Genomic DNA, 21,505 nt, shown 5'->3' with positions numbered 1-21,505 from the left:
CCTACCCTGACCGTGTCAGCGCCGCCGCCTGCCGCCTCCTGGCCGCTTGGCATTCCTGGGGGCCTTGCCGTGGTGGCCCCGGTTGCCCCCGCGCCTGGGGGCGCCGCGCTCCCGGTCCTCCCGGTCTTGCGTCCGGGGTGGGCGCTCGCGCGTCACCTCGGCGATTTCGTCCGGCATCCAGGGCCGGTCGAGCAGTTCCTGGAGCTCCAGCAGCGAGCGGGCCTGGAGCACGCCGCGCCGGCCCCGGGCCACGGCGAAGCGCTGGGGACGATCGAGCAGCGGCAGCTCCTCCTCCACCAACGTCCGGGCGAGCTTCTCCGGCAGGTGCAGCCTCACCACGCCGCGCGGTGCTCCGTCCGACAGCAGCTCCACGTCGTACTCGAGAGGAATCTCCTGGTCGCGGATCTCCACCGCGTCCGGGAGCGCCAGGAGGGCCCGGCGCGTCGCGGCCGGCACGAACGCGTTCAGGTCGAGCCGCAGCGTGCGCGCCTTGAAGTCGTCGAGCGTGTCCACCCCTTCGAGCTGGGCCTCGTAGAGCGCGGTCAGCTCCGCGAACCCGAGCGGCGCGGTCGTTCCTCCCGAGCGGCGCCACAGCTCCCGAACCTCGGCGATGAGGACCCGGTGACGGTCCACCGCGGGATGCGGCGCATCGCCTCGCGCCAGGGCCTCCGCGAGCGCGTGCCGGGCCGCCTTGGCGAGGTCCGGCCCCCAGGCGCGCAGCACGTCCACTTCCTGCTCCAGCTTGAAGCCGAAGTAGTCCAGCCGCCGCACGAGCACCACCGAGCGGTAGCGCGCGTCATACGTGGGCGCGTCCGCGTGACGCCGGGCGTAGCGGCGCAAGAGCGACTGGGGCAGCTGGGTGCCTTCGATGCCCGCCTGCGAGTCGCCGTTGCGGTCGGCGAAGTAGCGCAGCGGGCCTGCCACCGCGCCCTGGTTGCCGCACACGCTCGTCTTCGACACGCGCGCGACCTCGCCCCAGGACGTGCGCTCGTCGATGACCAGATCGAAGGGCATGAAGCGCGCGACGAGGTCGCAGAAGCGCTGGTAGACGCGGGTGTTCGCGAAGGGCATGCGCGCGGGCAGCGCCACCCCCACGCTCCGGTACACGCTCGCCATCGCGAGCGCCGCGTCCTCCAGGGCCTTCACCAGCACCCCGCGCCCCTCCGCCCACGCCGCGAGCTTCTCCGCGTCGAAGACGTGGCGCGGCAGCCCCTGCACCTCTCCCACGCGCCCCGTCTCCTGGAAGGCCTCCGCGTACAGGTTGTACGCGGTCAGGTGGTCGCTGCCGGGCACGAGCACGCCCTCCAGGTTGCGCTCCTCGCGCGTCATCCGGTGCAGCGACTCCACCGAGCTGCACACCGCGAGGAAGGGCAAGAGCGCGTCCTCCGCGTTGACGATGAGCTCCGCCCAGGGGCGCTCCACGGGCAGGGCCTCCACCGCGCGGCCGTAGTCGGACAGCCGCCCGTCCGCGTCCACGATGTTGCGCGCCTGGAGCTTCGCGAGCGCCCGGCGGTAGGCGTCGCGGTCCAGCGGCACGGGCAGGTCCAGCTCATCCGCCCGCACGCCCAGGGCCGCCGCGGTGAGCGCCACGCGCTCCGGCTCGCCCGCGAGCTGGAACTCGGGCTCGGTGGGCTTGAGCGAGGCGAAGTGCAGCGGCCGGTCGCTCAGGATGAAGACGCGGCCGCCCTCCACGCGCCCGTGCACGCGCCCCGCCATCTGCAAGAGCTCGTTGTTGCCCAGGTGCACGCGCGTGAGGACGTTGCGGCCGCCCTCCACCAGGTTCGTGAAGCGCATGTCGTCGATGACGACCGTGTCCAGCCCCGGCACGTTGAGCGCGCTCTGCCCCGCCGCCGTCATCGTGAGCACGAAGGGCCGGGGCGCCGTGCCCTCCAGGAAGGGGCGGATGGCGCGCAGCGGTTCGCCGCCGTGGTAGTGCGCCGCGTGAATTTCCGGCGCGTTGTCGCGCACGTGGGCCGCGGCCTCCTCCACTCCGGCGCGCGTGGCCAGGAACACGCCCACGCCGCGCCCCCGGTCCTCCACGTCCCGCAGGAACGCGTCGTCGAGGAAGGACAGCGGCTGGCGGCGCTCCACCTCCACGCGGGCCGCCTTCCTCGGGTCGAAGGAGGACACCTGGAGCACGTCCGCGCTGTTCAGGTATCGGGCGTAGAAGGCCGGATCCACCGTGGCCGACAGCCAGATGAAGCGGCACCCCACGCGCTTGCCCAGGGCCAGGCACAGCTCCAGCTCCGCGGAGGTCTGGTGGATCTCATCCACGACGAGCGTGTCCTCCGGCCGGATGACTCCGCCCTGGAACCAGCGCCGCGCGATGCCGGTGGTGACGATGACCACGTCCGCGAGCGGCGTCTCCGCGGTGGCCTCCCGCTCCCGGTTGACCACCGCCACCCGCAGGGGCTTGCGGCCCACCAGCTCCTCCGCGATGGGGCGGATGGCGAGCGTCTTGCCCGTGCCGGTGCCCGCGACGATGCCGAAGCCCTGCCCGTTCCGCGCCAGCTCGCGGAGGCGCTCGCCGTGGTGCTCCTCCAGGTACGTGCGCAGCTCCAGCCCGAGCGCCAGCTCAATGGTCTCGCAGGCGGCCCGCGTGGGCGCGATGACCACCACCCGCCCGCGCTGGAGCGCTACGGGGGAGGAAGTGTCAGCGCGAGGCGGCAGGTAGCGGTCGGTGGGAGTGCGCACGAAGGCCAGTGATACGCATGGGCGGTGTCCAGGGGAAGCGATTCGCTTGCCAGGGTCAGACGCAGGGGAGGCAGGCAGCCGTGAGCAGCAGGGCCTTGGACGTGGATCCAGAGGAAACGTCAGCCCCTGCCCACTTGCCCCACGACGGAGGCTCCGACCCGGGGGCCCTGCGCGTGCGCCTGGTCCCGTGCCTACCTTCCGCTCCAGGGAATCAGGAGGGGACGATGAAAAGGGAGATGCTGCTTCATGAGCTGCACCCGTCGGTGGTGCACATGCCGCTGGCGTTGCTGCCGACGGCGGCCGTGGCGGACCTCATCGTGATGACGACGGGGGACCGCGCCTGGGAGAAGGTCGGGCGCCGCCTGTGGATGGTGGGCGCGGCCAGCGCGGTGCTCGCTGGCGTGTCGGGCCTGGCCGCGAGCCAGGAGGTGCGCCTGGACTCGCCGCGCGCCCGGGACATGACGGTCCGGCACGGCCTGGGCAATGCCCTCATCACGCTGGGCGCGCTGGGCATCACGGCGTGGCGGCTGACGAAGCGGCCCACCGCCGTGACGACGGCGCTGGGCCTGGGCGCGTGCGCCTTCGCGCTCTACACGGCGTCGCTCGGCGGAAAGATGGTCTACGAGCTGGGCGTCGGCATCAACCCGATGCCCGAGGACGCGCCGCAGGGCACGCGGAAGGGGCCCCTGCTGCTGTCGCCCAAGGCCCCCGCCGCGCTCGTGAAGGACGCGGGCCGGGGCGCCGCGTGGCTGCTGGGCCGGGCTCGCGACGCGCTGTCGCCACGCGCGGGCCTCTGACCGCGACGTCCCGGACGGAGGCCCTTGCGAGGGGTCTCCGCTTCCCATACCCGTCCATGTTGTTGCATGCCGGATGCTTGTCTGGCCCCAGGGTCCAGGTGCGGAAGCACTGACGCGACAGGCTTCGTTGCTCCGTGGACGGATACCGGGGACCCTGCCTCGGATTCCCGAACCCCGACGGTAGGGTGCCGCCCGCCCAGCGAGCCCCCCCGATGCGCGCCTTTCCTTCCCTCCCGTCCCGGCCGCTCGCGTTCCTCGCCGAGGCGGTGTGTCTGCTGGCGCTCGTGCTGGCGTGCGTGATGCTGGGACAGGGCGTTGAAGCGGTGCTCGACCTGGCGCCCTGGGATGAGGCGGACTACCTGCACCGCGCGCTGACGCTGCCGGAGAGCGGACTGCCGGATCCGGAGTGGGGGCCGCTGTACTCGCTCTGGTACTTCGCGCTCTCGTTCATCTGGCCGGATCCGGTGGTGCTCTATTACGCGAACGTCCGGTGGCTCGTGCTGCTGACCACCGTGGCGGGCTACGCGCTCTTGCGCCAGGTGGGGGCCCGGCCCGGGTTCGCGCTGGCCGTGAGCGCGGTGTACCTGCTGTCACTGGCGCCACACGTCCAGCCGCGCCCCACCCTGCTGGCGCTGCTGATCATCCTGGTCGCGTCGTGCGCCGCGTGCCGTGCCGCCACGCCCGAAGGCGCCTGGGGATGGTTGGGATGGGGGTTGCTGCTCGCGTCCTTCGCGCGGCCCGAGGGGTTCCTGTCCTTCCTGGCGGTGTCCGCGCTGCTGGGCCTCCAGCTCGTGCGCCGCATGCGTCGTGAGCCTGCGCGAAGGCGTCACGCCTGGGGCACGGCGGTGGCCTATGCGGGCAGTGTCCTCGTCCTGGTGGGATTGCTGGGCAACCCGTTCGGCAACACCAGCAACCGGCGCTTCTACGCGTTCTGTCAGCACTTCGCGGATGGCCTCGCCAAGCGCACCGGAGACGTGCGGGTCGACCCCTGGGCCCGGTGCGAGCAGGTGCTCCAGCCCGTCTTCGGGGAAGCCCGCACGCTGGGAGACGCCGTGCGCGCGAACCCGGGCGCGTTCCTCGCGCATGTGCGCTGGAACCTGGAGCGCCTGCCCGGCGAGTCACGCAAGGTCTTCACCCATGGCTACGGCAACGTCCCACCCACGCCCCGGAACGGAGCCTGGACCCGCGAGCAGGTGGCGCACGTGCTGCTCCTCCTCGCAGTGCTGGCGCTTCCGCTCTGGGCCCTCGTCCGGCGCGGGAGGAACGCGGTCCGGGCCCTGGCGACGCCGCGGGTGGCATGGAGCGCGGTCGCGGTGGCGGTGGTGATCATCCCCGGCATTCTCTCCTCGGTCCTGCTCCAGCCCCGGCAGCACTACCTGGTCATTCCGGGCGTGATGGGGCTGGCGCTGCTGGCCCTGATGAAGCACGCGCTGGACGCGTCCGGACCGCATCCGGTGCTGTCGCTCGGCACGTTGGGGGGAGCCGTGCTGGTGGTGCTGGCGGTGCCCCGTCCTCCCGCTGCTCCTGAGGGCCGTTCCGCGCCGCGCCGGGAGCTGCTCCAGCAGGTGCGGGCCCTGCGGGCGCTCGGGCTGGGAAGCCATGTCGCGACGGGGGGCTCGCTGGGCGTCCTGGACACGCAGGGCGGGCTGCCGGTGTACCTGGGGGCTCCCTTCCGGCGCGTTCCTCCCTGGACGCAGCGCCCGGGTGAGTCGTTCACCCAGTACCTGCGCCGCGAACGCATCGCGCTCGTCTTCCTGGACCACAAGCTGCGCGAGGAACCGCGCTTCGACAACGACCCCTCGCTGGAGTCCTTCCTCGCGGCACCGGGCGCGTTCGGCTACGCCACGCGGCACCTTCCGGGAACGAGTGCAGTGCTCGCACTGCCAGCGGCCTGGGCCGTCAGCGCCGCTGGAGTTGTTCCGGCAGGCGGCCACGTTGGCACGCCCCGCTCATCTCCATGAGCTGACGATTGAACGAGCACGCGGGGAGGGGACGTGGCTACGGCGTGCGCGAGCGGCCCGCGGTGATGCCAGCGAGGATGAGCGCGATTCCCGCGAGGAACTCCGCGCGATCGTCATGGTCTCGCATCTGGTCGACGATGGCCCGGGTGAATGGGTAGTCGTCCGGGTCGAGCTGCTTCCATGCCGCCGACACGGCGTTGAAGAACTCACCGCGGTTCACGCCGGGCCCGTGAGCCCGGCCGTTCACGGCGTTCTGGCCCGCGGCGCCCAGGATGTAGTGCATCAACACGGTGGTCGCCGTGAACCAGCGGCTCTCGGGCACGCCCAGCGCACGGACCTGCTGGCCGATGCTCTCGAGGATCCTCGGCGTCACCGACTTCGAGGGGCCACGGGAGAGCTGCGTGGCGAGCTGCGCGGCGAGCCACGGGTGTGCGTCGATCGCGTCGAACAGGCCGAGCGCGACGGCGCGGATCCGGTCCTGCGGCGAGCCCGGAACCCTCGCGGGCTTGAGGGCCAGAGCGTCCGTGACCACCGCGTCGGTCGCCGCGTCGAGCAGCTCGTCCTTGTTCGCCACATGCCAGTAGATGGCCCCGGCTCCGGTGGACAGGCGCTCGGTCAGCGCCCGGAACGTCAGCCCGCCCTCACCCGCCGTGTCGAGCAGCTCGACAGCCGCTTCGATGATGCGCTCGCGGGAGAGCGCCTCCGTTCGCCGCTCCGGCTTGCGCGTCCTCGGTGCCATGCCGCCATCTTGACATGCCTGGAACGATGTTCCAACTTGGCCATGGAACGTCGTTCCAGAAACGAGCATCCATGCACACCCCTGTCACGATCATCGGCGCAGGACTCGGCGGACTCACCCTGGCCCGCGTCCTTCACGTCCACGGAATCCCGTCCACGGTCTACGAGGCGGAGTCCTCACCGACGGCGCGCACACAGGGCGGGATGCTCGACATCCACGAGTACAACGGTCAGCTGGCGCTCCAGGCAGCGGGCCTGCTCGACGCGTTCCGAGGACTCATCCTCAAGGGCCGTGAGGCGACGCGGGTCCTCGCCTGGGACGGGACCGTGCTGCTGGACGAACCCGACGACGGTACGGGTGGACGCCCCGAGGTCCTCCGCGGCGAGCTGCGACAGCTGCTGATCGATTCGCTCCCCGCCAACACCCTCCAGTGGGGCCACAAGGTCAGCGGCGTCCGTGCCCTCGGCGGCGGCCGTCATGAAGTGACCTTCGCCCATGGCACCACCGTGGTCACGGGCCTGCTGGTCGGCGCGGACGGCGCGTGGTCACGGGTCCGGCCGCTGGTCTCCAGCGCCACGCCCGAGTACGTCGGCACGTCGTTCGTCGAAACCTATCTGTTCGACGCGGACACCCGGCACCCCTCCACCGCGAAAGCCGTTGGCGACGGGGCGCTGCTCGCGGTCGCACCGGGCAAGGGCATCCAGGCACACCGCGAGGTCGGCGGGACCCTCCACACCTACGTCGCGCTCACCCGGCCGAAGGAGTGGTTCGCCGGTATCGACTTCACCCACTCCGCCTCGGCCGCCGCGCGGATCGCCCAGGAGTTCGACGGCTGGGCACCGGAGCTCACCGCGCTGATCACCCACGGCGACACCGCACCGGTCCTGCGCACCCTCAACGCCCTGCCCATCGGGCACCGGTGGGACCGGGTGCCGGGAGTGACGCTGCTCGGCGACGGAGCCCACCTCTCGCCCCCGAACGGCGAAGGCGCCAACCTGGCCATGTACGACGGCGCCGAGCTGGGCAGGGCCATCGCCGCGCACCCCGATGACGTCGAGGCCGCGCTCGCCGGGTACGAAGAGGCCCTGTTCGCCCGCAGCGCCGAGGCCGCCACCGAAGCCGCGCGCGACTTCGGGCTCTGCTTCGGCGACGACGCCCCCCACAGCCTGATCAGCCTGCTCACCGGAAACGCGCCGCCCGCTTGAAGCGGAGCGACACCCGGCGCGCTCCGGGCCAGCCCCGCGTCAGAGGTCGACGCGAACGATGGCGGTGCCGGGGGTGCCGTCCGCGTTGACGACGTCCGTGTCCAGGTAGAGCGTGGCCGGATTCGCGCGCACGAGGCTCCCCGGCCCCGGCGTTCCGTCCAGCAGGCCCAGGTCGACGCGCTTGGACTGGTCCCACGTCCACAGATGGCTTTCGGCGACGCCGTCCCGCAGCACCGGCTGGTGGAACACCACGCGCTTCTGGTCCGGCAGGAACAACAGGGGCGCGGTCGGATAGGGAGCGTCCAGGTTCAGCTTCGAGACCACCGACCCGCGAGTCCATTCGAGCCAGTGGAGTCCGCCCTTCGTGCCCTTGACCCGCGCGACCTCCGTGAGGTCTGGACTGAAGACGGGGCCAACGAGGGTGTCCTTCTCCTGCGAGCGGCTGAAGAACGAATGCCCCTCGCTGTCACGGTAGTCGGGCCCTGGCGTCTCGCACCGGATCGCGATGCACGGATCCGACACGCACCACATCGCGGGCTGTCCTCCGAACGTGGTGGCGACGCAACGAGCGCGAGAGTCGCTCTGCAGACAGCCCGCGACGCCGCAAGCAGTCAGCGCGTGTTCCTCGGGCCAGCCCTGGGGCGCCCCTGCCGGGATGCCCTTGGACCCCACGTAGACGCGCTCCTCGTTCAACATGAAGGCATGGGTGGCCGTCCAGCCCGGTGCGGTGGAGTCTTTCCGCCAGACCTGGTCCCAGTCCCACACCTGCGCGCCCGTGGCGATGTCGACCAAGCGCACGAGATCCCCCTCCACCCAGCCGTAGCGGGTCCCCCCGGGAGACAGGAACGAGGGCCCCGGCAGGACGCCCAGGTCCGTCACCGCGCCCGCGGACGTGTCGATGAACCAGCGGTGGGTCCCGTCCACCAGGGACAGCAGGCGGCCACCGCGCTCGAGCACCGGCGTGCCGCCCTGGACCTGGAGCGGTGTCTGGAGCACGCAGTCGCCGGGCATGCAGGACGCCGTCCCCGCCACGCGGACGAAGGTGGTTCCCGCGCCGTCCCGTTCCAGGAAGGCCACGTAGCTCTGGGACGCGTCATGGAGCACCGCGCCCCGCGCCTTCTGGCTGACGACGGCGGCCTCCGTCGTCCCGGGCCGCCAGAGCCAGACCGTCCGCTCGTCGTCCACCGGCGCGCTCCACAGCACCACGGTCCGGCCATCGGCCGAGAAGTCGGCCCCCACCGTCACGTCCGCGATGCGCGCGGGCAGGCCCAGGGGAAGCATCTGCGCGTAGGTGCCGTCCTCGCGAACGGACAGCAGGACGCGCTGCGCTTCATCCACCTGGAGCAGGCGGGCGTCGCGGGTCACGGCCGGAAAGGGAGTCTCCTCCTCCGGCGGTGGAGGGGGTGGAGGCGGCTCCACGGTGTCACTGCAATGGGCGGCGCCCAGGCTCGCCAGCAGCAATCCCAACAGCGTCCACGTCCGGCGAGGGGAGGCACTTCGTGTTTGAGCAATCATGGGAGGTCTTTCGAGGCAGCGCGGTCCGGGGCTAGAGCCGGATCCGGACGATGTTGACGGAGGAAGGGCCCCTGACGGTCACGTACAGCGACAGGGGCGAGTCCCGCACCACGGGGGGATACGTCGCGTCGGTGGTAGGCACGCCCGGCAGGGCCAGCAGGTCCTTGAGCGTCACGCCGTCCCAGGTCGCCACGCGGGTCTCGGACCCACCATTCGAGCGTGTCAGCTTCTGGGCGAACACCAGGCGCTCCGCCCCCGGCAGGAGGGTGAATAGCTCCATGTTCACCGCCCCCAACGCATCCACCTGCCGGTACCCCGCGGGGCTGCGCCAGGAGAGCGTGTCCGTGGACTTGCCTCGCGACAGCGACACGGACTGCGTCAGGTCCTCGCTGATGGCGATGTCCGGCAAGCCCAGACCATCGGACACCGTGGTCGTGAGGTGTCGCGCCGTGGCATCGTAGTAGGCGTACTGGTACTCGCACCCACTCCAGGTGCTGCACCGGCTGGGGCCGGAACACCTCAAAAGGTCCGTGCGGCCCTGCCCATACCAGCAGCTGGAATACAGGTCGCTGAGGCTCCGGCACGCCGTCGCATCACAGGTGACGACGTTGCGTTTCGTCGGGAAGGCGGGCGGCGGGGGCGGGGGCTCCTGGAGGTTGAGGACAACGGTCGTCGCGTCGGTCATCAGCGCGGAGAGGACCGTCCAGTCCTTGCGCGCCGTCTCCTCGGCCCAGGAGCGCTCCCACTGGAGGGTGCGCGTGGCGGTGTCGAACACCTGGAGGTGCCCTGCCCTGTCGAACACGCTGTAGTGGGAGCCTTCCCCCAGGAGCAAGGACGGCCCCGCCGTGGTCCCCAGGGGCGACACCGCGCCGGACGGCACGTCGATGAGCCAGGCCTGCGTCGCGTCCGAGGCGAGCACGGTCGTCCCGCCCGCCTGGAGCAACAAGGTGTCACCGGGAACCTGGAGCAGCGTCCGGAGGCGACAGGCCTTCGCGGTGCAGGTGGCCGCGTCCATCACGCGCAGCGACGTCGTCCCCGCGTCGGACTCCGTGAAGGCCGCATAGGACAGCGAGCGATCATGGACGGCGTCGGTACCGGCCCGCGTGCTGAACGCAATGCCGGCCTTGGATCCGGGACGCCATAGCCACAGCGTCCGGCGCTGCTCTCCGTTCCGCGGGCCCCAGAGCAGCACCGAGTCGCCGTCCTCGGCGAGGAAGACGCCCTCCGCCGGGTCGGAGACCCGCGTGTCCCCGCCCTTGGGCAGCGACTTCGCGTACGTGCCGGAGCCGTCATCGGCCGTGAACACCAGGAAGCGCTGCCGCGGGTCCACCCCCAGCAGCCGCCCTCCTTCATGCAGCACCTCGAGCGTCTGAAAGACGTCCTCCTCCTTCGTCCCGCAGGAGGCCATTCCCAACGCCAGACACAACACCACCCCGGCACTCGCACGGTTCATCATTTCCCTCGGAGTCCGACGCGAACGACGGCCGGGGTGGAGCTGCCATTCGCGTTCGCGGTGTCGACGTCCAGGTAGAGCGCGGGCGGGTGGTCCCGCATGAGGCTCCTGGGTCCGGGCGCTCCGTCCAGCGAGCCCACGTCGACGCGCTTGAACCGGTCCCACGTCCACAGGTGGTTCTCGACGGTCCCGTCCTCCTGCCGCGCCGGCTGGTGGAACAGCACCCGCCCCCGGTCCGGCAGGAACAGGATGGGCGCGGTCGGAGCGGGAGCCTCCAGGTCCAGTCGCCAGAGCAGCCCCTCGTGCTTCCATTCGAGCCAGGGGAGCTGTCCGTCGCCGCCCCGGATGCGCACCACGTCGGCCCGGCCCTCGCTGTAGAAGGGGCCCAGGACGGTGCCGCGCTCCTTCGTCTCGTAGAGCAGCTTCCCGTCGCCATCCAGGACCTTGTCCCCAGGCAGGTCGCACCGGATCTCGATGCACAGGTTCGGGCTGCAACCCACCGCGGGCCGGCCCGCGAGTTCGAAGGGAGAGCACCGGTAGCGGGAGACGAGCCTTCCACAGCCCTGGTCCCCGCACAGATCCAGGAAGCCGTCCGCGGGCACTCCGGCGGGCGCTCCATCCAGCACCCCCGAGGCCACCACGAAGACCCGCTCCTCGTCGAACATGAAGGAGCGGGTCACCTTCCAGTCCTGGTAGCCGCGGTGCGGATAGGCCTGGTCCCACACCTGTGCGCCGGTGGCGAGGTCGAACAGCCGAACGCGCGCCTCCTCCACCCAGCCATAGCGGTTCCCCGAGGGCGACAGGAACGAAGGCCCCGGCAGTTCGCCCAGGTCCGTCACCGCGCCCGAGGACGCTTCGATGATCCAGCGATGGTTCCCATCCATCAGGGACAACAGCGGGCCCGCGCGCTCGAGCACCGGCGTGCCGCCCTGGACCTGGAGGAGCGTCTGGAGCACGCAGTCTCCGGGAGTGCAGGACGCCGTCCTCGCCACGCGGACGGAGGTGGTTCCCACGCCGTCCCGCTCCAGGAAGGCCACGTAGCTCTGCGCCGCGTCGTGGAGCACCTCGCCCCGCGCCTGCTGGCTCAGCACGGCGGCCTCCGGCATCCCGGACCGCCAGAGCCAGACCGTCCGCTCGCCGTTCCCCCAGGCACTCCACAGCACCGCGGTCTGGCCGTCGGCCGTGAGGTCCGCGCCGTCCGCCATGCCCGCGATGCGCACGGGCTCTCCGGAGGGAAGCGCCTGTGCGAACGTGCCATCCGCGCGAACGGACAGCAGGACGTGCTTCCCTTCATCCACCTGGAGCAGGCGGAAGCCGCGGGCCACGGTCCGGAAGGAACCCTCTCCGTCCCCGTCACCACCGCAATAGGCGGTGCTCATGCTCGCCAGCAGCAATCCCAGCAGGCGCGGCGCGACACGTCTCAAATGAGCAGTCATTGAAGGGCTTTCGAAGCGACGCGGTTCGTGGCTAGAGGCTGATCCGGACGATGTCGACGGAGGAGCGGTCCGCCGACTCGAGGGTCGAGTACAGCGCGGTGGGCTCGGCACGCGCATGGATGCCTTGAACAGGAGCCCCCGGCAGCGGCAGCAGGTCCGTCAGGGACACGCCATCCCAGGCCGCCAGGCGGGTTTCACGCACCTCATCCGAACGCGTCAGCGTCTGGGCGAACACCAGGCGCTCCGCTCCCGGCAGGAAGGTGATGAAGCGCATGTCCACCACCCCCGGCGCATCCAGGGTGCGGAGCCCGGCGGGCCCGTCCCAGGTCAACGTGCCAGCCTGATCCAGCGACACGTGCTGCGACAGGTCCTCGCTGAAGGCGGGTTGCGGCCTGTTGGCACCCCGGGTCGTCGTGTTCGAGAGCAACCGCATCGAGGCATCGAAGTAGAGGAACTGGTCCTCGCATCCATACGGACCGCACCGCAGGGTGAGGCTGCAGCTCACCAGGTCCGTGCGGCCCAACCCCCACCAACATCCGCCCTGCCCGCCCGCGATGACCCGGCACGACGACGCATCACAGGCAAGGGTCGCGCGCACCAGCGGAATGCGGTTGGGCGGTGGCGGCTCATAGGCGTTGATGACCACGACCTTCGCATCGGTCATCAGCACGGATTCGACCTTCCAGCCCTCGCGGGACACGTCCTGTGCCCAGGAGCGCTCCCACTGGAGGGTGCGCGTGGCGGTGTCGAACACCTGGAGGTGCCCCGCCCCATCGAACAGGCTGTAGCGGGTGCCATCCGAGGAGAGCGTGGACGGCCCGGCCACCGTCCCCAGGGGCACCACCGCGCCAGACGGCACGTCGATGAGCCAGGCCTGCGTCGCGTCCGTCGCGAGCACGCTCGTCCCTCCCCCCTGGAGCAACAGGGTGCTTCCGGGCACCTGGAGCAGCGTCCGCGAGGGGCAGTCCTTCGCGGTGCAGGTGGCCGCGTCCATCACGCGCAGTGACGTCGTCCCGGCCTCGGCGTCCGCTTCGGTGAAGGCCACATACGACAGCGAGCGGTCATGGACGATGTCGCCCTGGGAGCGCGTGGTGAAGGGAATGCCGGCGAAGGGCCCGGGCCGCCAGAGCCACGCCGTCCGCGTCCGTGCCTCGCTCGGCGCGCTCCAGAGCAGCACCGAGCCGCCGTCCTGCGCGAGGACGGCCGTTTCCGCCGGGTCGCAGATGCGCAGGTCCCCGCCTTCGGGGAGCACCTGCGCGTACGTGCCAGAGGCGGTCTGGGGATTGAAGAGCAGGAAGCGCTGTTGCGCGTCCACGCCCATGAGCCAGGCGCCCTTGTGCAGCACGTCGAGCCTCGGCAGGACCTCCTCCCCCGGCCCCGGCTCCTTCGTTCCGCAGGAGGCCATCCCCAACCCCAGGCACAGCAGCACCACGGCCCGTGCGAGCCTTTCACTCCGACTGTCTTTCATCTGGACGCCCCCTCAAGCGGAAGGAGTGCCGCCGGCCCGACACCCGGGGCAATGCCTATCACGTCCGCGAGAGACCGCGCAGGGCCCCAAGACGATATTCTCCACGTGAGCTGTGTTATCCTGGAAAGGCTTTACAAACCCGAAGCACCTTGGCTATCGCGGCCGTCGTAGTGCCGCGCGTACTGCTGCCGGAGTACGAACTTCTGCGCCTTGCCCGTGGTCGTCTGCGGCATGGCTGGGAGCAGGACGATGGCCTTGGGCACCTCGAACCCGCCCAGGTGCTGTCGGCAATGGGCGGTGATCTCCGCCTCCGTCGCGGAGGTGCCGGGCTTGAGCACGACAAAGCCCGTCACCGCCTCCGTCCAGCGCGAGTGCGGCAGCCCCACCACCGCGACCTGGAGCACGGCGGGGTGGCGCAGGAGGACCTCCTCGACCTTGATGGACGGGACGTTCTCTCCGCCCGTCTTGATCATGTCCTTCTTGCGGTCCACGAAGAGCAGCTGGCCGTCCGCGTCGAACATGCCCAGGTCGCCGGTGTGGTGCCAGCCGAAGGCCCGCGCCCTCTCCGTCGCCTCCGGGTCCTTATAGTAGCCGAGCATCACGTTCGGCCCGCGATGGACGATCTCCCCCACCTCGCCGCGCCCCAACAGCCGGCCGTCGTCGTCCATGACGGCCGTCTCGTTCGTCACGACGGAGTCGCCCCAGTACGAACCGAAGCGCTTCAACTGCTGCTCCGGCTTGAACATGGTCGTCGCCGGGTACATCTCCGTCTGCCCGGACGCGAGCGCGAAGCCTCCCGGGCAGAAATGCTCGATGAGCTCCACGAGCAGCGTGCGCGCCATGGGCGCCATCACGTAGAGGCACATGCGCAGGCTGGACAGCTTCGTCGCCGGCCGCGCCGGGTGCGCCAGCATCGCGCCGTACATCACCGGCAGGCCCAGCAGGAACGTGATGCCGCGCCGCTCGATGGTCGCGAGCATCGCGGCCGGGTCGAAGGCACGCCGCACGACGATGGTCGCCCCGGCCAGCAGGAACGTCATCAGGATGGCGTGCTGCGCGCAGTGGAACATCGGGAGCACGCAGATGGTGGAGTCGCCGGGCCGCATCTCCAGCTCGAAGAGGTTTCCGCTCAGCGCCGCGTGCACCGACGCGTGCGAGTGCATGACGCCCTTCTGCTGACCGGTGGTGCCGCTGGTGTACATGATCTGCGCGAGCTGGCTGCTCTCGAGGTCCACCTCCGGCAGGGTGCCGGGCTGCCCCTTCAGGGTGTCCAGGAACACGGCCGCGTCCCCGTCCGGTGAAGCCTGTCCCTCCGGCACGCAGACGATGATGCGGGTGCCCAGCGCGTCGATCATCGCCCGCAGCCCGGGCTTCGCCAGGAACTCCGCGTCGATGACGACGTGCGAGGCCTCGGCGTGCTCGAGGATGTACCGGACGGCCTCCACGGAGAGGCCCGTGTTGATGGGCACCCAGACGAGCCCCGCCTTGTAGATGCCCACGAAGGCGGTGACCATCTGCGCCGAGTTGCCGCAGAACATCGCGATGCGCGCGCCCCGGGGCAGGCCCTGCGCGAGCAGGTGGTGCGCGAACGCGTTCGAGCGCCGGTCGAGCTCCGCATAGGAGAGCTCGAGGTCCCCGTCGACGAGGGCCGTCCGCTCCGGCCAGCGCAACGCCGACCGGTGGACGATGTCTCCCAGCGAGACTCGGCTGATACGCGGGAACTGCGTTTCCTGGGTCGCGGACATCGTGCGCTCTCTTTCGTCTACTTGGGTGCGGCCCACGCCGGGGGACGTCTCTCCAGGAAGGCGAGCATGCCCTCCTGGGCCTCTTCGGACGCGAACAGCCGGCCGGAGAGCGCGACCATGTCCGCGCCCCCCGCGTCCAGGCGCGCGCGCAGCCCGGCGGCCACCAGTTGCTTCGTCTCGCGCAGGCCCTGCGGCGACGACACCCGGAAGGTCTCCAGGATCTGCTCGACGGCGCCGTCCAGTGACGCGTCCGGCACCGCGGACGTGACGAGCCCGATGCGCGCGGCCTCGGTGGCGTCGAAGGCCTCACCGGTGAGGAAGTAGCGGCTCGCCGCCCGGCTGGTCAGGTGCGGCAGCGTGGTGAGGGAGATGACCGCGGGCGTGACGCCAATGCGCGCCTCCGTGAAGGCGAACTTCACGGACTCCGCGACGACGGCCACGTCACACGCGCCCACGATGCCGATGCCTCCGGCCCTCACCTGCCCCGCGACCTTCGCGACGACGGGCTGCGGCAGCGTCACGAGGGTGCGCAACACGTCGAGCAGCACGGCCGGTGCCTTCGCGGCGCCTCCGTCCGCCATCTCCGAGAGGTCCGCCCCGGCGCAGAACGCGGGCCCGGTGGCCGCGAGCACCACCGCCCGCACGGCAGGGTCGGCCCCCACGGCGTGCAGCCGCTCCAGCAGCTGCGTGACGAGCGCCCGCGACAGCGCGTTGCGGTTGCGGGGCGAGTCGAGCGTGAGGGTCGCGACGCCGCGAGACACCTCGTAACGGACGAGCGTTGCTTCACTCATGCTGCCTCCTTCGCTTCAGGGGAGACGACCGCGACGACGTGCCGTGCCGGCACCTGCGCCCCGACCGTGACGTTCACCGCCGTGACGACACCATCCGTGGGCGCGATGAGGGACGACTCCATCTTCATCGCTTCGAGCACCACCAGCACGTCGCCCCGCTTCACGGCCGCGCCGACCTGGGTGCTCACCCGGATGATGCGGCCGTCCATGGGCGCGCGCAGGCGGCCGTCGCTGGCCTTCTCGCGCTCGGAAGGCAGCCGGAAGGAGACGTCGCGCAGGCCGCGGGTGATGCCGTCCAGCGAGCACCACAACATGCTCCCCGCGCGGCGGTAGCGGACCGCGCGCCGCCGCCCCGCCGCCTCGACCTCCACGCGCTCGGCCCCCAGGCCGCGCAGGGAGAGCGAGACCGACGTGTCCCCGATGCGGACGTCGTACGCCTCCGGTGCAACGGGACGGACCGACGCGCGGAACTCCGAGGTCCCGTCATGCAGGACGACCGGCACCGGGAGGGCATAGGAGCTGCTCCAGCCCGTCAACGTCGTGTCGAACCCGCCCTTCCTGGCCAGCGCCACCGCGTCGTCGTGGAAGAGCACGGCGGCCAGGATGGCCTGGTCCTCCGCGGAGGCCCGCCCCAGCGCCTGCAGCGTCTCCGGCGGCGTGTGCGCGCCGACGAAGCCCGTGTCGTAGCGGCCGGAGCGGAACGCCTCGTGCCCGAGCACATGCTGGATGAAGGTGCTGTTCGTCGTGATACCGAACACCGTCAGCTCGCGCAGCGCCGCGGCCAGCCGCCCGCGCGCCATCTCGCGGTCCGGTCCGTGCGCGATGAGCTTGGCCTGCATGGAGTCGTAGAACGGCGTGATGTCCTGCCCCTCACGCACGCCGTGGTCCACGCGGATGCCCTCGCCTTCCGGCGGCACCCACGCGAGCAGCCGTCCCGTCCGCGGGAGGAAGCCCCGGGCCGGATCCTCCGCGCACAGGCGCGCCTCGATGGCGTGCCCCCGGAAGGTGACCTCCGCCTGCTTCAGCGGGAGCGGCTCGCCGTCGGCGACGCGCAGCTGCCACTCGACCAGGTCCAGGCCGGTGATGAGCTCCGTCACCGGGTGCTCGACCTGGAGGCGCGTGTTCATCTCCATGAAGAAGAAGTCGCCATTCGGCGCCAGGAGGAACTCGATGGTGCCCGCGCCGCGATACCCGATGGCGCGGATGGCCTGCACCGCCACGGCCCCCATGCGCTCGCGCAGCTCGGGCGTGACGGCCGGGGACGGGCTCTCTTCAATCACCTTCTGGTGCCGCCGCTGGACGGAGCAGTCGCGCTCGCCCAGGTGCACCGCGCCCCCGTGCTCGTCCGCGAAGACCTGCACCTCCACGTGGCGCGCGCCTTCGATGGCGCGCTCCAGGATGAGCTCGCCGCTGCCAAACGCGTTCGTCGCCTCCGAGCGCGCGGAGCGGATGGCGTCGAGCAGCGCGCCAGGGTCACGGACCAGGCGCATGCCGCGTCCACCGCCGCCCGCCGCCGCCTTCACCATGAGGGGGAACCCGATGCGCTGGCCCTCGCGGACCAGGGCCTCGTCCTCCAGCGACTCGCCGGGACGGGCGGCTTCATAGCCGGGGATGCACGGCACGTCGGCGGCCTGCATGCGCAGCTTCGCCTGCCGCTTGTTCCCCATCAGCTCGATGGCTTCCGCCGGCGGTCCTACGAACACGAAGCCGGCCTCCGCGCACGCGCGCGCGAAGTCCTCGTTCTCGGAGAGGAAGCCGTAGCCGGGATGGATGGCGTCCGCGCCGGAGGCCTTCGCCGCGGCGAGGACCCGCTCGATGGAGAGATAGGACTCCCGCGCGGGCGCGGGCCCCAGGTGCATCGCCTCGTCGGCGAGCCGCACGTGGGGGGCCTCCCGGTCCGCGTCGGAGAAGACGGCGACCGTGCGCAGGCCGAGCCGGCGGCACGTCCGCAGCACGCGCACGGCGATCTCACCCCGGTTCGCCACCAGCACCTTGTGGATGCGTTTCATGATTCCCCTCGCTACAGCCGGGCGACGCCGAAGGAGTTGGGCGCCAGCGTGCGGCGCGAAGCCTCGTCACACGTGGCCAGGATGAACCCGAGAACGCGCCGCGTGTCCCGGGGGTCGATGACGCCGTCGTCGAACAGCCGCGCGCTGCAATGAAAGGCGTCCGACTCCTGGTCGAACTGCTCGATGAGCGGCTTCGCCATCCCGTCCAGGAACTCCTGGTCGGGCGGCAGCCCCGCGCGCCGGGCCTTCTCCGTGGCGACGATGGTCAGCACCTTCGCCGCCTGCTCGCCGCCCATCACCGCGGTGCGCGCGTTGGGCCAGGCGAAGATGAAGCGCGGGTGGAACGCACGGCCGCACATGCCGTAGTTGCCCGCGCCGAAGGCACCGCCCAGGAGGAGGGTCATCTGCGGCACGGTCGCGTTGGCCACGGCCTGAAGCATCTTCGCGCCGTGCTTCACGATGCCGCCCTGCTCCGACTGGGTGCCCACCATGTAGCCGGTGGTGTTCTGCAGGTAGACGATGGGCGTCCGCGCCTGGCAGCAGAGCTGGATGAACTGCCCCGCCTTCGTCGCGCCCTTCGCCGTGATGGGCCCGTTGTTGCCGATGATGCCCACCGCCCGGCCCTCGATGCGCGCCCAGCCGCAGACGGTGAGCGCGTCGTACTCGTCCTTGAACGGCGAGAAGTCCGAGCCATCCACCAGCCGGGCAATCACCTCGCGGCAGTCGTAGGGCTTGCGGTGGTCGATGGGCACGACGCCGCACAGCTCCTCCACCGCGTAGCGCGGCGGCTCGAAGCCGGGGCGCGCGGGCCGAGGCAGCGCGTCGTTCCACCCGAGCGAGGCGACGATCTCCCGCGCGATGCGGATGCCGTCGGCGTCGTCCTCGGCGAGGTGGTCCGAGGTGCCGGCCACGGTGGTGTGCATCTCCGCGCCGCCCAGGTCTTCATCCGTGGCGACCTCGCCCGTGGCCGCGAGCAGCAGCGGCGGGCCCGCGAGGAACACCTTCGCCTTGCCGCGCACCATCACGACGTGGTCGGACAGGCCCGGGATGTACGCGCCGCCCGCCGTGCTCGAGCCGTGGACGACGGTGACCTGGGGGATGCCCGCCGCGGACAGCTTCGCCTGGTTGTAGAAGGTCTCTCCGCCCGGGATGAAGATCTCCTGCTGGTAGAGCAGGTTCGCGCCGCCGCTCTCCACGAGCGACACGACGGGCAGCCGGTTCTCCAGGGCAATCTCCTGCGCGCGCAGGGCCTTCTGGACGCCCCACGGCGTCGCGGTGCCGCCCTTCACGGCGGAGTTGCTGACGAACACCAGACAGCGCACCCCGGACACGAAGCCGATGCCGATGAGCGTATTGCCACCGGCCAGCGAGCCGTCGCTGTCGTCGTGGTGCTTGTAGCCGCAGAGCGTGGAGAGCTCCAGGAAGGGCGAGCCCCGGTCGAGCAGCAGCGCCAGGCGCTCACGCGGCAGGAGCTGTCCACGCTGCTTGAACTTCTCGCGGGCCAGCAGCTCGGTGTCGCGCGACTTCTGCTCGATGGCGCGCAGCTCCGCGACGCGGGCGAGCATCTCCTTGCGCTGCGTGGTGAAGGCGGCGGAGGTGGGTTCGACTTGGGAGATGAGCGCGGGCACGTCACTTCTCCTTCGGGCCGTCGAGGATGGCGGGGCCCTTGGCCAGGTGGAACCCTTCGTACGGCTTCGAGTTCGAGTGCTCCGACAGCGGGAACGCCTTCGTGTTGCAGGACGCCGCTCCGTCGATGCGGATGACCTCGCCGCTGATGAACGCCGCCACGTCGGAGAGCAGGAAGACGATGGCGCCGCTGACCTCCGCCTCCGTGGCCAGCCGGTGCAGCGGCACCTGCTTGCGCAGCATGGGGATCATCTCGCGGACGAAGGGGTCCTCGTAGGTGTCCAGGCCGCTGGAGGCGACCCAGCCCGGCGCGACGGCGTTCACGCGGACCCCGGCGAAGGCCCATTCGACGGCGGCCGTCTGCGTCAGGTTGAACATGCCGGCGCGGGCCGCGCCCGAGTGCCCCATGCCCGGCATGCCGTTCCAGGCATCCGCGAGCATGTTCACGATGGCGCCGCCGTGGTCGGTCATGGACTGGTTGAACACCTCGCGCGCGACCAGGAAGCCGCCGGTGAGGTTCGTCGCGACGACCGCCTCGAAGCCCTTCTTGGAGATGGCCGACAGCGGCGACGGGAACTGCCCGCCCGCGTTGTTCACGAGCCCGTGGATGCGGCCGCGCTCCTGGACGACGGCGGCGACCATGGCGGTCACCGCCGCCTCGTCGCGGATGTCCACGGCGTGCTGCGTGGACGCATGGCCCTCCGCGGCCAGCTCCGCGGCGACCTTCGCGAGCTTCTCCTGCTTGCGGCCCACGAGGACGACGTGCGCGCCGAGCGACGCGAGCTCATGCGCGGTGCACCGGCCGATGCCGCTGCCAGCGCCGGTGACGATGATGGTACGGCCCGCGAACGCATCCGGAGCGAAGACTGAACGGTATCCCATCGTGTTCTCCTAGCGGGCCTTGCGGGGCAGCGTGCCCATGGCCTTGCTGATGATTCCGAGCATCACCTCGTCGGCGCCGCCACCGATGGAGCCCAGGCGCAGGTCGCGGTAGGCGCGGGCGACGGGGTTGTCCCAGGTGAAGCCCATGCCGCCCCAGTACTGGAGGCAGCCGTCGACGAGCTCGCGGGCCAGCCGGCCCGACTTGAGCTTGCACATCGAGGCCAGCTTCACGACCTCCGGGTCGTCCTTGTTCTCGATGTACATGCCGACGGTCCGGTAGATGAGCGCCCGGAGCGCCTCGACCTCCGTCTGCAGTTCCGCGAGCCGGAAGTGCACGCTCTGGTTGTCGAGGATGGACTGGCCGAAGGCCTTGCGCTGCCGCGTGTACTCGGCCGTCTGCGCGATGAGCCGGTCGAAGGTGACGAGCGTGCTCGCCGACACGAACAGCCGCTCCTCCTGGAACTGCTGCATCTGCATGGCGAAGCCGCGCCCCTCGTCTCCGATGCGGAAGCGCGCGGGGACGCGCACGCCGTCGAAGAAGAGCTGCGCCGTGTCCGACGCCCACATGCCGAGCTTGCGGATCTTCGACCGCGTGATGCCGGGACGGTCCATGGGCACGATGATGAGCGACTTGTTCGCGTGCGCCGGCCCCTCACCCGTGTTGGCGAGCAGGCAGATCCAGTCCGCCTGCATGCCGTTGGTGATCCACATCTTGCTGCCGTCGATGACGTAGTCGTCGCCGTCGCGGCGCGCCGTGGTCGTCACGCTCGCCACGTCGGAGCCGGCGCCCGGCTCGCTCACCGCGATGGAGCAGACGCGCTCGCCGGTGAGCGTGGGCGCCAGGAACTCACGCCGGAGTTCATCACCGCCGAAGCGGGCGAGCGCCGGCGTCGCCATGTCCGTCACGACGCCAATGGCCATGGGCAGCGCGCCGCAGGTGCAGTGGCCCAGCTCCTCCGCGAAGGCGACGGAGAACGAAGCATCCAGTCCCAGTCCGCCGAACTCCGTGGGCTTGGTGATGCCGAGCAGCCCGAGCTCGCCCAGCTTCCGGAACACCTCCCGGGCCGGGAAGATCTCCGCGGCCTCCCAGGCGTCGACGTGCGGGTTCAGCTCCTGTTCCACGAACTTGCGGACGGTCTGGCGGATGGCGCGGTGTTCCTGGGTCTGCTGCATGGCTTCCTCGG

At 71.0% G+C, this 21,505-nt stretch carries 15 protein-coding genes; 3 read left to right on the top strand and 12 right to left on the bottom strand.

Annotation, left to right across the window (positions count from 1 at the left end):
• Positions 1-15: 15 nt before the first annotated feature.
• A complete protein-coding gene (locus JYK02_RS09465) occupies positions 16-2,694 on the bottom strand; it encodes a DEAD/DEAH box helicase (RefSeq protein ID WP_207050541.1) in 2,679 nt (892 codons plus the stop codon).
• 224 nt (positions 2,695-2,918) lie between these two features.
• On the opposite strand from JYK02_RS09465, the gene JYK02_RS09460 reads away from it, so the two are divergent.
• Together JYK02_RS09460 and JYK02_RS09455 are read left to right on the top strand one after the other, a co-directional pair.
• Positions 2,919-3,491: a DUF2231 domain-containing protein gene (locus tag JYK02_RS09460; protein ID WP_207050540.1), complete on the top strand. Its 573-nt coding sequence runs from the start codon at positions 2,919-2,921 to the stop codon at positions 3,489-3,491.
• 212 nt (positions 3,492-3,703) lie between these two features.
• Positions 3,704-5,452 (top strand): hypothetical protein, encoded by a 1,749-nt coding sequence (locus JYK02_RS09455; RefSeq protein ID WP_207050539.1) that lies wholly within the window; start codon positions 3,704-3,706, stop codon positions 5,450-5,452.
• Between the two features lie 37 nt (positions 5,453-5,489).
• Here JYK02_RS09455 and JYK02_RS09450 read toward each other — a convergent pair whose 3' ends face one another.
• Entirely contained in the window at positions 5,490-6,191 is a 702-nt protein-coding gene (locus JYK02_RS09450) for a TetR/AcrR family transcriptional regulator (protein ID WP_207050538.1), read from the bottom strand.
• Between the two features lie 71 nt (positions 6,192-6,262).
• Here JYK02_RS09450 and JYK02_RS09445 point away from each other — a divergent pair, with 71 nt between their 5' ends.
• Positions 6,263-7,396: an FAD-dependent oxidoreductase gene (locus tag JYK02_RS09445; RefSeq protein ID WP_207050537.1), complete on the top strand. Its 1,134-nt coding sequence runs from the start codon at positions 6,263-6,265 to the stop codon at positions 7,394-7,396.
• 39 nt (positions 7,397-7,435) lie between these two features.
• Here JYK02_RS09445 and JYK02_RS09440 read toward each other — a convergent pair whose 3' ends face one another.
• The 10 genes from JYK02_RS09440 to JYK02_RS09395 all read right to left on the bottom strand — a co-directional run bounded on the left by JYK02_RS09440 (position 7,436) and on the right by JYK02_RS09395 (position 21,494).
• Positions 7,436-8,761 carry a hypothetical protein gene (locus tag JYK02_RS09440; RefSeq protein WP_207050536.1) on the bottom strand — a complete coding sequence of 442 codons (1,326 nt, stop codon included), beginning with the start codon at positions 8,759-8,761 and terminating at the stop codon, positions 7,436-7,438.
• 181 nt (positions 8,762-8,942) lie between these two features.
• Positions 8,943-10,319, bottom strand: coding sequence for a hypothetical protein (locus JYK02_RS09435; protein ID WP_207050535.1), 1,377 nt, complete (start codon positions 10,317-10,319; stop codon positions 8,943-8,945).
• 44 nt (positions 10,320-10,363) lie between these two features.
• The gene (locus JYK02_RS09430) at positions 10,364-11,788 is read right to left on the bottom strand and encodes a hypothetical protein (RefSeq protein WP_207050534.1); all 1,425 of its coding nucleotides are present in this window, start codon (positions 11,786-11,788) and stop codon (positions 10,364-10,366) included.
• 43 nt (positions 11,789-11,831) lie between these two features.
• Positions 11,832-13,268, bottom strand: a complete 1,437-nt coding sequence (locus JYK02_RS09425) for a hypothetical protein (RefSeq protein WP_207050533.1) — start codon at positions 13,266-13,268, stop codon at positions 11,832-11,834.
• A 131-nt stretch (positions 13,269-13,399) separates the two neighbouring features.
• On the bottom strand, positions 13,400-15,013 hold the full coding sequence (locus JYK02_RS09420) for an AMP-binding protein (RefSeq protein ID WP_207050532.1): 1,614 nt from the start codon (positions 15,011-15,013) through the stop codon (positions 13,400-13,402).
• 17 nt (positions 15,014-15,030) lie between these two features.
• A complete protein-coding gene (locus tag JYK02_RS09415; RefSeq protein ID WP_207050531.1) occupies positions 15,031-15,804 on the bottom strand; it encodes an enoyl-CoA hydratase family protein in 774 nt (257 codons plus the stop codon).
• Positions 15,801-17,813: an acetyl/propionyl/methylcrotonyl-CoA carboxylase subunit alpha gene (locus tag JYK02_RS09410; RefSeq protein ID WP_207050530.1), complete on the bottom strand. Its 2,013-nt coding sequence runs from the start codon at positions 17,811-17,813 to the stop codon at positions 15,801-15,803. The genes JYK02_RS09415 and JYK02_RS09410 overlap by 4 nt, the downstream gene beginning before the upstream one ends.
• 11 nt (positions 17,814-17,824) lie before the next feature.
• Positions 17,825-19,441, bottom strand: a complete 1,617-nt coding sequence (locus tag JYK02_RS09405; RefSeq protein WP_207050529.1) for a carboxyl transferase domain-containing protein — start codon at positions 19,439-19,441, stop codon at positions 17,825-17,827.
• Between the two features lies 1 nt (position 19,442).
• Complete coding sequence (locus JYK02_RS09400) at positions 19,443-20,321, bottom strand: SDR family oxidoreductase (RefSeq protein WP_207050528.1); 879 nt, start codon at positions 20,319-20,321, stop codon at positions 19,443-19,445.
• Positions 20,322-20,330: 9 nt separating this feature from the next.
• A complete protein-coding gene (locus tag JYK02_RS09395) occupies positions 20,331-21,494 on the bottom strand; it encodes an acyl-CoA dehydrogenase family protein (RefSeq protein WP_207050527.1) in 1,164 nt (387 codons plus the stop codon).
• Positions 21,495-21,505 lie beyond the last annotated feature (11 nt).

This window comes from Corallococcus macrosporus (genome assembly GCF_017302985.1).
In the GTDB taxonomy this organism is placed as follows: Bacteria; Myxococcota; Myxococcia; order Myxococcales; family Myxococcaceae; genus Corallococcus; species Corallococcus macrosporus_A.
The sequence above is the reverse complement of the archived record's forward strand: the minus strand, read 5'-3'. Positions and strand labels throughout refer to the sequence as shown.

Bases quoted from the DNA above. Each gene is read 5' to 3' on its own strand.
- JYK02_RS09425 (WP_207050533.1), bottom strand. From the start codon at position 13,268: ATGAAAGACAGTCGGAGTGAAAGGCTCGCACGGGCCGTGGTGCTGCTG.
- JYK02_RS09460 (WP_207050540.1), top strand. From the start codon at position 2,919: ATGAAAAGGGAGATGCTGCTTCATGAGCTGCACCCGTCGGTGGTGCAC.
- JYK02_RS09400 (WP_207050528.1), bottom strand. From the start codon at position 20,321: ATGGGATACCGTTCAGTCTTCGCTCCGGATGCGTTCGCGGGCCGTACC.
- JYK02_RS09450 (WP_207050538.1), bottom strand. From the start codon at position 6,191: ATGGCACCGAGGACGCGCAAGCCGGAGCGGCGAACGGAGGCGCTCTCC.
- JYK02_RS09455 (WP_207050539.1), top strand. From the start codon at position 3,704: ATGCGCGCCTTTCCTTCCCTCCCGTCCCGGCCGCTCGCGTTCCTCGCC.
- JYK02_RS09410 (WP_207050530.1), bottom strand. From the start codon at position 17,813: ATGAAACGCATCCACAAGGTGCTGGTGGCGAACCGGGGTGAGATCGCC.
- JYK02_RS09445 (WP_207050537.1), top strand. From the start codon at position 6,263: ATGCACACCCCTGTCACGATCATCGGCGCAGGACTCGGCGGACTCACC.
- JYK02_RS09395 (WP_207050527.1), bottom strand. From the start codon at position 21,494: ATGCAGCAGACCCAGGAACACCGCGCCATCCGCCAGACCGTCCGCAAG.
- JYK02_RS09420 (WP_207050532.1), bottom strand. From the start codon at position 15,013: ATGTCCGCGACCCAGGAAACGCAGTTCCCGCGTATCAGCCGAGTCTCG.
- JYK02_RS09415 (WP_207050531.1), bottom strand. From the start codon at position 15,804: ATGAGTGAAGCAACGCTCGTCCGTTACGAGGTGTCTCGCGGCGTCGCG.
- JYK02_RS09435 (WP_207050535.1), bottom strand. From the start codon at position 10,319: ATGGCCTCCTGCGGGACGAAGGAGGAGGACGTCTTTCAGACGCTCGAG.